At 35.6% G+C, this 12,067-nt stretch carries 9 protein-coding genes; 6 read left to right on the forward strand and 3 right to left on the reverse strand.

Annotated features, from left to right (window positions below; translation table 11 throughout):
- Positions 1-512: isoaspartyl peptidase/L-asparaginase family protein (locus tag AB8B65_RS00195; RefSeq protein ID WP_405298767.1), on the forward strand; the 512-nt coding region annotated here is incomplete at its 5' end.
- Positions 513-996: 484 nt separating this feature from the next.
- Here the strand turns inward: AB8B65_RS00195 and AB8B65_RS00200 are convergent.
- The gene (locus tag AB8B65_RS00200; protein ID WP_405298769.1) at positions 997-1,860 is read right to left on the reverse strand and encodes a cyanophycinase; all 864 of its coding nucleotides are present in this window, start codon (positions 1,858-1,860) and stop codon (positions 997-999) included.
- A gap of 186 nt (positions 1,861-2,046) precedes the next feature.
- Here AB8B65_RS00200 and cphA point away from each other — a divergent pair, with 186 nt between their 5' ends.
- The 5 genes from cphA (at position 2,047) to AB8B65_RS00225 (ending at position 8,674) form a co-directional block, all read left to right on the forward strand.
- The gene (gene cphA, locus AB8B65_RS00205; protein WP_405298770.1) at positions 2,047-4,701 is read left to right on the forward strand and encodes a cyanophycin synthetase; all 2,655 of its coding nucleotides are present in this window, start codon (positions 2,047-2,049) and stop codon (positions 4,699-4,701) included.
- Between the two features lie 303 nt (positions 4,702-5,004).
- Positions 5,005-5,655, forward strand: a complete 651-nt coding sequence (locus AB8B65_RS00210; RefSeq protein WP_405298771.1) for a hypothetical protein — start codon at positions 5,005-5,007, stop codon at positions 5,653-5,655.
- Positions 5,656-5,821: 166 nt separating this feature from the next.
- The gene (locus AB8B65_RS00215; protein ID WP_405298772.1) at positions 5,822-6,829 is read left to right on the forward strand and encodes a LamG-like jellyroll fold domain-containing protein; all 1,008 of its coding nucleotides are present in this window, start codon (positions 5,822-5,824) and stop codon (positions 6,827-6,829) included.
- Between the two features lie 152 nt (positions 6,830-6,981).
- Positions 6,982-8,289: a metallophosphoesterase gene (locus tag AB8B65_RS00220; RefSeq protein ID WP_405298773.1), complete on the forward strand. Its 1,308-nt coding sequence runs from the start codon at positions 6,982-6,984 to the stop codon at positions 8,287-8,289.
- 88 nt (positions 8,290-8,377) lie between these two features.
- Positions 8,378-8,674, forward strand: a complete 297-nt coding sequence (locus AB8B65_RS00225) for a thioredoxin family protein (protein WP_405298774.1) — start codon at positions 8,378-8,380, stop codon at positions 8,672-8,674.
- On the opposite strand, the gene AB8B65_RS00230 is transcribed toward AB8B65_RS00225, so the two are convergent.
- Entirely contained in the window at positions 8,671-9,324 is a 654-nt protein-coding gene (locus tag AB8B65_RS00230; RefSeq protein ID WP_405298775.1) for a polysaccharide deacetylase family protein, read from the reverse strand. The genes AB8B65_RS00225 and AB8B65_RS00230 overlap by 4 nt on opposite strands.
- Positions 9,325-9,348: 24 nt before the next feature.
- Positions 9,349-12,067, reverse strand: a 2,719-nt coding sequence (locus tag AB8B65_RS00235; protein WP_405298776.1) for a protein O-mannosyl-transferase family, incomplete at its 5' end; no start/stop codon positions are given.

Raw genomic sequence — 12,067 nt, forward strand, 5'->3', positions numbered from 1 at the left:
ATCCATCGTATTTTTACGATGAATTACGATATAATCAATGGCAAGAAATTAAAGGTACTGATACTTTTCAGTTAGATCACTCACTTAAAAAAGATTCAAAATTTGGAACTGTGGGCGCAGTTGCTTGTGATATAGATGGAAATATTGCCGCAGCAACTTCTACAGGCGGAATGACAAACAAGCGTTTTGGTCGTGTGGGCGATTCTCCAATGATTGGCGCAGGAAATTATGCAAACAACGAAACCTGTGCAGTTTCTTGTACGGGAAGTGGCGAATATTTTATTCGTGGCGTTGTAGCGTATGATGTATCTAGTTTGATGGAATTTAAAGAATATCCATTAGAAAAAGCAGCAGCTATAGTTATTAACGAACGCATCTTAAAACTTGGTGGCGATGGCGGACTCATCGCAGTGGATGCAAAAGGAAACATTGCCATGCCTTTCAATACTGAAGGAATGTACAGAGCTTGTAAATCTTCAAATGGAACAGAAGAGGTTTCTATTTATAAGTAGTGTTTCGACTTCGCTCAGCATTCTGTGCTTTGTGAATTAAGAGATTTTTCAAGAATAAATTTGGTCAAACGGAACTTGATTCCGTTTCGCATAAAAAAGCTACTTGTGCGATGCTGAATCAAGTTCAACATGATGTATTATATCTGAGACAATTCTGCGGAAGCGAAAAAAGAACAAATAAAATAATTCAAGAAAGAGTGAAAACTCCAAAAGCGTTCACATTGAGTGAAGTTCAAATGAAGCGATTTAAACATTTCTTCAAAAAAAAGCTATTTGTGAGATACTGAATCAAGTTCAGCATGACGGCTATATACGTGAAACATTTAGTGCATACAATAATAATGGATTCCTGCCTCCGCAGGAATGACAGTTTGTAAGGTTTATACAGACAAAAAAGCAACCGTAAGAAAAGTCTAAAAGCGCAGCGATCTAACATCTAATAGCAAAGCGGTCTGAGAGATTCCCGTTTTCACGGGAACGAGTCTTAAATAAAAGGCGCCTCAATAGGCAATACAGACACTGTACGTTGTTTTACGTCAAATCGATCTCCATTAGACAATACATGGATCGTCATATTTGCCATAGTCATTGGCGTACCTTCTTTCAACACCTTTTCGTTATTATGTGTTAAGGTTGATCCGTCAAAAACAATTACCATTCCCGAACCAATTACCGTACAATCGTTTCCGTTCTTAATAATCATTCCGGTATCTTCTGCCAGTCCAATTCCGATCAAATTAGGAAATTTAGCCACAGCTTCCGACTGACGACCAAAACGTCCTCTACGAATAAAATGTGTGTCAATAATCAATTCTGGAATCAAGTTCAATCCTTTGTACATGCGAACTGCACCTTTAATAAACGATTCCGAAGCGCTTCCGCCAGCAATCATTTCGTTTGCCATTGCCATGGCGCCAGCGCTCGTTCCTGCAATTACAAAGCCTTCCTCATTTCGGTATCGATCTGCCAAAATGGTATGAATCGTAGTTCCGCCAATTTTATCAGCAACTTTAGATTGATCTCCGCCAGAAAACATAATACAATTCGCAGTTTTAATCAATTCAATAGCAGTTATTTTTTCCGAATCTTCTTTGCTTCTAATATCTAAAACCGTCACATTTGTACAGCCTAACTTAAGAAAAGCGTCCAAATAATTCTCTCCAACTTCTACAGGAATACTAGAAGCCGTAGGAATTACAACAATCTTTGCATCTACACCACCAGCTTCTTCTACTACATGAAACAAAATTCCATCGTCAATAAAATCGAGTGTATACATTTCATCTTCCTCAACTCCTTTATCTTCATTTCCACCAATGGGAATTAATATTCCTTTAACCTGCTGCATGTTCTTGTGATTTTTTTGTGACTGCAAAAGTAAAATAAATTTCTATCTGTTACCCTTTTTTTACCGTAATCTTCCGCTAAGTCAATAGAATATGTAAAAGCACTTCCAAATCTGTGAAATTTTTCTATATTTATAACTGAACTTTTGACAACAAGGTTCACACTAACCAAGCAAACCAAACAGCACATGGAAATAAGAAGTATAAATGCAATGCGAGGACCAAACTATTGGTCCGTGAGAAGACACAAGTTAATCGTAATGGTACTAGATCTTCAAGAAATGGAAGAATACCCAACCAACAAAGTAGATGGTTTTGGAGATCGGTTAAAAGCAATGTTTCCTTCCATGTATTCACACCGATGCTCAGAAGGTTGTGAAGGCGGCTTTTTTATGCGTGTCGATGAGGGAACCTGGATGGGACACGTTATTGAGCATATTGCTTTAGAAATACAAACCTTGGCGGGAATGGACACTGGGTTCGGAAGAACGCGTGGTTATGGAGAAGAAGGCGTGTACAATGTCGTGTTCTCGTATATGGAAGAAAAAGTAGGGCGTTTTGCAGCAAAATCGGCAGTTCGTATTTGTGAAGCACTGATTTCTGGAGAAGCATACGATTTAGCAGAAGACATTCAAGAAATGCGCGAAATTCGTGAAGAAGAACGCTTAGGGCCAAGTACAGGTTCTATTGTAGAAGAAGCAGCAAGCAGAGGAATTCCATGGATTCGATTGAACAAATATTCATTATGTCAATTAGGATATGGAGCCAATCAAAAACGCATTCAGGCAACGGTAACGAGCGAGACTAGTAATATTGGTGTCGAAATTGCCTGCGATAAAGAAGATACAAAGTATTTACTAGAAAATGCCGAAGTAGAAGTGCCACGTGGAGATATTATTCGTAGAGAAAGAGGTTTGAAAGGTGCTTGTGATTATGTTGGATATCCGTTAGTTATAAAGCCAATAAATGGAAATCACGGACGTGGAATTACGGTTGATATCAATACGTATGAAGAAGCGTTAGTTGCATTTAAAGAAGCACAAGAAATATCGCGATCAGTCATCGTAGAAAAATTTATTACAGGAGAAGATTATCGTTTACTTGTAATCAATAATACATTAGTTGCTGCAGCAAAACGTACGCCTGCACATGTTGTTGGTGATGGAAAATCAACGATTCAAGAGTTAATCGATGAGGTAAACAAAGATGAACGTAGAGGTTATGGACACGAAAAAGTGTTGACCATGATCAAAGTGAACAACCTAACAAAAACATTAATTGCTGCCAAAGGATATACTTTAGAAACAGTCTTGGATAAAGACGAAGTAATGATCTTAAAGGATACAGCCAACCTAAGTACAGGTGGAACTGCCGAAGATGTAACTGATATTGTACATCCTGCAAATGTATTTATGGCAGAACGTATTTCTAAAATTATCGATTTAGATATTTGCGGAATTGACGTAATGACTTCTGATATAAGCAAACCACTTTCAGAAACTGGTGGCGCAGTTTTAGAAGTAAACGCAGGACCAGGATTTCGTATGCACTTAGCACCAACGCAAGGATTGCCAAGAAATGTGGCAGCTCCGGTAATAGATAAATTATTTCCTCCAGGATCAACCTCGCGTATTCCAATTATCGCAGTTACTGGAACCAATGGGAAAACAACGACAACCCGATTAATTGCCCACATTGCAAAAATGAAAGGATACAAAGTTGGGTATACGACAAGTGATGGTGTGTACATCCAGAATAGATTGTTAATGACAGGTGATTGCACAGGCCCGGCGAGTGCGGAATTTGTATTAAAAGATCCAACAGTCAATTTTGCAATTTTAGAATGTGCGCGTGGCGGATTGTTGCGAGCAGGTTTAGGATTTAAAAACTGTGATATCGGAATTGTAACCAATGTGGCTGCCGATCATTTAGGATTGAAAGGAATTCATACCGTAGAACAATTAGCAAGGGTAAAAGGTGTCATTCCAGAAACGGTATTGCCAGACGGAACAGCCATTTTAAACGCTGATGACGATTTGGTATACGCAATGCGTAAAAACGTAAATTGTAATGTGGCATTATTTTCGCTCGATGAAAACAATCCGCGAATCAAAGCCATGCAAAAACGTGGTGGAATTTCCGCAATCTATGAAAACGGATACATTACACTTTGTAGAGGTGAATGGAAAATGCGAATTATCAAAGCGGTAAATGTACCATTGACATTTGGTGGAAAAGCTACCTTTATGATTCAAAATGTATTGCCAGCGGTAATTACAGCATACTTAAAAGGATTTACTTTAGAAGACATGCGTGCAGCCTTAGAAACATTTATTCCGTCAGCTTCGCAAACGCCAGGACGTTTAAATCTGTTCAAGTTTAAAAACTTCCAAATTCTAGTTGATTATGCGCACAATCCAGCAGGAATGCGCGCTTTAAAACAATTTGTAGATAACTTAAATGCTTCTGTAAAAGTCGGAATCATCGCAGGAATTGGAGACAGACGTGTGGAAGATAATAACGAAATGGGCGGAATTGCAGCAGAAATGTTCGATGAAGTTATCATTCGTCAAGACAAACGCTTGCGCGGAAAAACGGAAGAAGAATTGATTAAAATGTTAGATGATGGTATTAAAATGAAAGATCCAAACAAGAAAACAACGATCATTCCATCTGAAAAAGAAGCGATTCTTCACGCAGTAAAAAATGCCAAACAAGGTGCATTAATTGTATTGTGTAGTGATGTAGTGCCAGATGCGCTCGATTTAGTGAAACAACTAAAAGAAGAAGAATCGAAAGATTTGTACAACTTTACAACTGACGACATCCCAAATTTAGGATAAAAGTAGTAACAACAATATTGTCAAATCGAGTACAATCGAGAAATTTAGCAAGCAATCATCTTCACTTGCATCTCGATCGTGCTCGATTTGATATTTTAGAACAGTATTAAAAATTAAAAACAGCACAGTAGGATGAAAAATTTTTGGGTATATTTTATTTTCATGATTTTTTCCTTGAGTGCTCAAGCTACTGTATGTACAGAACGGTTCATTACTGAAAATCATGTCAACTTGTATCTATGTCAAAATTATTCTAACTATAATGAAACAAGAACACTATTATTTGAAGCTAGAGTAAAGGTCTTGAATACTTACATTTCAGATCAAATAGAAAAATCACTTTTGCAATATAAAAAGTTTGAGATACAAATTTATGATGCTGTACTTACACATCCACACATAGAACTCACACAAGGAAAAAATGGATATTTTGTAAGTATATCTGGTTTTCCAACACTTGAAAAACTAGTGAGTATTGTTGATTATTTTTCAAAGCCAAATTGGCAACCTTTTATTGTAGGTGTTACTTCAAATACAAATAGTGATGTGGTAGCGGAACAAATAGTTGATTTCTACAAAGCGAATGCGCGTTCAATACCCTTTCCGAAAAACTCATTTTCTGTATGGAATCAAGATGATATATACCTAAAATATATGAATGATCGTTTACAGTATTACACAAACGAAACTTTGCTGCCTATTGAAGCAACTTCCTCCTTACCAGTTAAAATAAATGATCGCTTCCTTCTTTTTGAGCGCGGTATGATTTTTGTTTTAAAAGAACAGAAAATTAGTAAGAAGCTAAAAATTGACACACCAATTTCCGAAGATTATGATACCTATCAATATAATACTTGGGTAAATATCTGTAATGGTGGAGAACACAATTGGCATTACAGTTATTCATATACAGAAAACAGATTTTACAAGCGTTCATCATATAAAAATGACTAACTAATGTGCGTTTAACGTAAGAGTTAGATAGTTGTAGATTTGACAATATTTTGAGTTTAAATGTCGGATAATCAATTAATAGTTGTTGTGTATTTATGAACCATCAATACGTATATTTTTAATTTATATGTAAGAAGACTACTTTCGTTTCACTGAAAAAAGAACTATGAAATATTTTAGAGTATTAGTAATAGGATTACTTTTCACGCTTTACAATTGTACAAGTGATGACCAAAACATAGATGCAATAAACGTTACAGTAGACTTTGAAGTTATAGGTTGTGATGAAACGGCTTCTGGAGTGTATGTAGGAACAATTTCGTCAAACATAACGACTCCAATTACCTTTTCATTAGAATTGGGAGGCGATAGTAACATGTTTACTATTGATCCCGTAACAGGAGAAATTACCATAGCTACAAGTTTTGATGTAACAATAGTTGATTTAGAAGGCATATACGATCTTACAGTGGTAACGCTAAATTCTGATGGTACCATTAATGAAACCTATACAATTACAGTTACTATTTCCAATGATATTAATAATGACTTGTCAGCCGGTTTGTTAGGATATTATCCATTTTCAGGAAATGCGAATGATGAAAGTGGGAATAATAACCACGGAGTTGTGCATGGAGCTGCTTTAACTACAGATGGCGCAAATGCAAACGACAGCGCGTATCATTTTTCTAATAACAATTATATAAGTATTGAAAACGTAGCGGCTTTTGATGATTTAAGCGAATTTACACTTTCTGCTTGGGTACATCCAGATTTCTTAGATGTGCACAATAACATCATTTCTAAAGTAACTCCAAATAGAGATTTTAACTTACAACTTACAAATGTTGGGATAGATGCTCATTTTGCGGAAGGAACTACATACTACAGAGCCTGGTTTAATGATTATACCATAAGTTTAACTACTTGGACGCATATTGTTGCTACTTGGGATGGAACGAATTGGAAAATTTACATAAATGGAGATTTAGTAAAAGTATCTGCAGATTATGATGTGGAGCCATTATGGAATGGTGGTTATATGACTATTGGAAATTTATTGCCGAACTCTCATGAAGGTTTCAACGGAAAAATTGATGAGGTACGAATCTACAATCGTGTAATAACATCATGTGAAATAGACTATTTATCCGAAGCATATTCGATTAACTAAAAAGTGGAGCTTTGTATAAAACAATACAAAACCTGTAGTGAAGATAATTTTTTGTTACAGGTTTTTTATGTTAATTGCTTCATAATGTTAAAGTTCCTCTAAAAGCGAAAATATTTTTGCAGAGAAGAATTAAATTTGTTAAAATTTAATAAATGCTACGATTCATAATCCCCATTGTTCTAGTCTTCATTCTAGAATTATATACCTTCTTTTCTATTCGAACATTAACCAGTAATAAATTCATCCTTATCGGGTTTTGGGTTTTTACAATATTGGTTTACGGCATCTTTTTCTATCAATTGTTAGGTGCACAACGTGGAGGACGTTTCAGCATTTCTACAGGCTACGCAATTGCATTATTGCTTACGATGACCGTACCAAAACTATTCATATTTGTCACGTTATTTATAGAAGATATCTTTCGCTTTTTCGCAGGATTGTTTACCTATTTTCAACAAAACGGAACTGTTGCAGAAGCCATTCCTGGGAGAAGAAAATTTATAAGTCAATTGGCACTCGGAATTGCAGCAATACCCTTTGCAGGATTTTTATACGGAATTTTTAAAGGCAGATATGATTTTAGAGTGATCAAACATACCATGGTTTTTGACGATTTGCCAGCTGCTTTTGATGGCTTCACACTCACGCAAATTTCAGACATTCACTCGGGAAGTTTTGATAACAAAGAAAAAATTGAATATGCCGTCGATTTAATCAACAAGCAAAAAAGTGATGTCATTCTGTTTACGGGCGATATTGTAAATGCGGTTGCAGAAGAAATGTATCCGTGGATTGATACGTTTAAACGCTTAGAAGCAAAAGATGGTAAATATTCCGTGCTTGGAAATCATGATTATGGTTTTTATGCGTACGAAACCAGAAAAGAAATTCAGGAAAATCATAAAAAAATAGAAAAAGTACACGAAGCTATCGGTTTTAATTTATTGCAGAACGATAAAAAAACCTTAGAACGAAATGGTGAAAAACTACACATATTAGGTGTGGAAAATTGGGGTTCTTCGGGTCATTTCCCTAAAAAGGGAAGCTTAAAGCAAGCTACGGAGCAAGTGGAAAATGGAGAATTTAATATTTTGCTTTCGCATGATCCTTCACATTTTGATTATAAGGAAATGCAGTTTCCAAAAGATAAAAACGGAAAAGACATCATTCGTCCTACTGATATTATTGATGAATCTAACATTATCAACTTTGAGAAAAAAATACAACTCACCTTGGCTGGCCATACACATGGAATGCAATTCGGAATTGAAATTCCGTTTCTAAACTTTAAGTGGAGTCCCGTAAAATACAGGTATCCACGTTGGGCAGGTTTGTATGAAGAAGCTGGAAAATACTTGCATGTAAATCGCGGATTTGGCTTTTTAGCCTTTCCAGGACGTGTCGGAATTTGGCCAGAAATTACAGTGATAGAGTTGAAAAAACGCGAGAAAGTGGCATAATCGCAAGAAAATAGTACATTTGTAATAGCAGATTGCTAATTTTTGAGTTAAAAATATAGCAATTCAATAAAAATAAAAACATTCGCTTATGTCTAAATTTGGTGAATTAATTAGTGCAAACATTCCAATTCTGTTAGATTTTTATACAGAATGGAACGAGCAATCGAAAGCAATGCATGCTGTGTTACGTGATGTAGCGGCAGCCGTTGGCGATAGTGCTAAAGTTATAAAAATAGACGTGGATAAAAACAAGGAGTTGGCGGAAGCGTTGCGCGTAAAAGGACTTCCAACACTAATGATCTACAAAAGTGGAGAAATGGTGTGGAGACAAAGCGGCGAGCAAGATGCCAATACATTGATCGGATTAATTTCTGAACACGTTTAAAAAGGGATTCGTTCAAACGTATAACCTAATTCATGAAAGTGCTTCAATACTTTTGGAAGCGCGTATTGTAGTTTGTCATACGCCTTCAAACTGTCATGAAATACAATAATACTTCCTTTTTTTGCATTATCAATTACATTTGCAAGACATTTTTCGGGTGATAAACTTTCGTCAAAATCGCCACTCAACACATTCCACATAATAATTTTATAGCCTAACTTTTGAATTCTTTTAGAAAGTTGAGGTGTAATTTTTCCGTATGGCGGACGAAATAGGAGTGAAGTCGCTTCCGCAGAAGTAGCTAAAGTATGTGCTATTGTTTTTTGTGCAGCAATAGTATCTGTAATATATGTTGCTTTAGAAATCTTCCAGCCATTTACATGTTGTTGCGTATGGTTTCCAATCGCATGATTGCCTTTAACGAGTTGTTTAAAAATTTCTGGGTGTTTTTCTACATTATCGCCAATACAAAAAAAAGTAGCTTTTGCATTGTAGTAGGCAAGTTGTTCCAAAACCCATGGTGTCACTTCAGGAATTGGACCATCATCAAACGTAAGAAAGAGTTGTTTCTTAGAAACTGAAAACTCCCAAACTAGCGATGGAAATAACCATGTTGCGAGTTTGGGAGTTTTTGCAGTATACCACTTCATCAGTATAGAAATATAGTATTATTCTTAGTCTTCAAAAAGTGGTCTAAATTCTTCAATATATTCAAAGAAGATATTCATTTCTTTCTCTAAAAGTTCCTCTTGATTGTTGATTTCTAACAATCCTATTAAGCTTTTATACAGTTCAATATAGTCATAAATATCGTTTGCATCAACAATCAGTTGACTGGCTGGTACTTGCTTATAATATTCAAGATATTCAATATATTTTGTTTTGATAGTATTGTATTGCGCAATGGCTTTTTCGTCTTTTCCTATTTTAAAATATCCATCAATAAACGGTTCGTGCAATCTGTAATAATCAAAATATTTCACTGGCATTTTTTCAAAAACCAAATCAATTATAGTTTCAGCTTTTTCATTTTTGCCTTCTTTAATTAATTGTTCTACTAATTTTGCCAAATTCAATCGGTATGAAAAACTTTGACGACGCGTTTGCGGATCGTGATAAATAGCATCACTTCCAGAATTACCCCAATCCCATTTCATCACATTCTTGTACATCAGTTCAGAGTTTACGCGTCCAAGATCAACTCCGCCAGCAGCTTCAGTCTTAATAGGAACGAGTTTATACACTAAACCATCTAACTGAAGATAATCTTTCATCCAAAGATATTCGGCTGCGTCATAGCTTCCGCCAGTAAAGTAAATTGGACGTTCCCAATCGTTTTGGTTTAAGATATCGAGCATCATTAAGTTGTTCTTATAAATCGCTGATCTAGGCAACTCAATGTCGATATAATCTACCATTTTGTCATGATCTTTTGGGTCTACATATTTCTTTGCATTTTCCTTATTTACAGGAATGCGTATTTTATACACAGGATAATACACAGAACTTCGTTGGCTGTCTGGTAGCTTTCTCTCAAAATCATACACATTATCTGCTAAATAGCCATACTTTGTTTCTTTCGCATCATCCAAAACCCAACTCATAAAGCGGTCTAATTCCCAAACAGCTTCTTCGTCAAATCTAGGATTTGGTGCGTAGCGCATAAAATTTCGGGTTCCATGTTTATATTTGTCATGCGTCATTTCTGATGGAACAGCTTCACTCTTATATGCTTTTCGCTTCATTTGATCAATGTACCAATCAGTTCCTAATAAACTCGTGTTTATAGTTCGTACATCTGTTCTATATTCTTCTACATCTTGTGCGTACCAAAGTGCAAATGTATCATTGTCACCAATAGTGAAAATCATAGCGCCCATATCTTCATGAATAGAATTCAAATAGGCTTTTGCTGTTGATTGTGCTGTGTAGCGATTCGATCGATCGTGATCGTCCCAGTTTTGACTTGCCATTAATACAGGAACTGCCAACAATGCAATAACGGTAAATGAAGCTGCTACTGCGGTTCTATTGGCAACGTAATCTTTTACGGTATCATACAGTGCATACACACCATAGCCAATCCAAATGGCAAACACATAGAACGAACCAACTAAGGCATAATCACGTTCTCTGGGTTCATAAGGACGTTCGTTTAGGTAGAGTTTTAAAGCCAATCCTGTAAACATAAAGAATACAAATAAGATCCAAAACTGTTTTTGCCCTTTGGTTAATAAAAAGACAAACCCAAAAATTCCAAAAAGCAACGGTAAAAAGTAATATGTATTTCGTGCTTTGTTATTTAATACTTCTGATGGAAGATTTTGTTGCGATTTCCCTAAATGCAATTCGTCAATAAAATCAATTCCACTTAACCAGTTTCCATGATTGTCTAATTTTCCTTGAATATCGTCTTGTCTTCCGACAAAATTCCACATAAAATAGCGCCAATACATGTAGCCCATTTGATAGTTGATTAAATAATCAACATTTTGAAGAAATGTTGGTGGTTCCACTATAATAAGATCTCCTTTAATATAGCGTATAAATTTCTCTGCTGAAAGTTGTTTGTTTTTTATATCCATTCTAATGGTGTCCACCATTTTTACAGCTATTGGATCTTTGCTATATCTCGGATTTATCTTAAAATCGAGTAATCCACTGAAATTCATGTAATTTTCGGCATGTTCCGAACTCCACATTCGTGGGAGAAAACCTCTGTGATTTCTATCGGAATTCTGTTTTGCACCTTTCCATTCGTTTACGATTATGTATTTTCCTAACGTATAATCGCGTTCGTATTTAGGTTTGTCGTCCACATACGGTTCTTCTGCGTCAAGTGTACTATAAGAATCAGTATACATTGGTCCGTACAACAAATGTGTTTCCGGATATTGTTCTAAATTATAATAGGCTAATAATGAACGCGCATCCGAAGGATTATTTTCATTAATAATCGTATTTGCGTTTGCACGAATTGGAATCATTAACCAAGTAGAAAATCCAATCAAAATGAACACGGTACATAAAATAATAGTATTTATGATTGGTAAGTTTTTCTTTCGAGTATAATTTAATCCATAATAAAAAGCGCCAATTATGAGCAATGCAGCTATAATTGAACCTGAATTGAAAGGCATTCCAAACGTATTTACAAAAAATACTTCTAAGTATCCAAACAGACGTAAAGAGTTTGGTAGTAATAATTTAAAGATAAATAATAGCACTCCAACAGAAACGACATTGGCAATGATAAAATTTTGAACGGTTACGACTTTATAATTCTTAAAGAAATAAATCATTCCAATAGCAGGAATGGTTAATAATCCCATAAAATGCACTCCAAAAGAGAGTCCTACGACCAATGAAATTAAAATAAGCCATTTATTTCCA

It is taken from the genome of Kordia sp. (assembly GCF_045105435.1).
Taxonomy (GTDB): domain Bacteria; phylum Bacteroidota; class Bacteroidia; order Flavobacteriales; family Flavobacteriaceae; genus Kordia.

Coding starts and splice junctions, on each gene's coding strand:
- AB8B65_RS00220 (WP_405298773.1), top strand. CDS start 6,982: ATGCTACGATTCATAATCCCCATTGTTCTAGTCTTCATTCTAGAATTA.
- AB8B65_RS00215 (WP_405298772.1), top strand. CDS start 5,822: ATGAAATATTTTAGAGTATTAGTAATAGGATTACTTTTCACGCTTTAC.
- AB8B65_RS00225 (WP_405298774.1), top strand. CDS start 8,378: ATGTCTAAATTTGGTGAATTAATTAGTGCAAACATTCCAATTCTGTTA.
- AB8B65_RS00200 (WP_405298769.1), bottom strand. CDS start 1,860: ATGCAGCAGGTTAAAGGAATATTAATTCCCATTGGTGGAAATGAAGAT.
- cphA (WP_405298770.1), top strand. CDS start 2,047: ATGGAAATAAGAAGTATAAATGCAATGCGAGGACCAAACTATTGGTCC.
- AB8B65_RS00230 (WP_405298775.1), bottom strand. CDS start 9,324: ATGAAGTGGTATACTGCAAAAACTCCCAAACTCGCAACATGGTTATTT.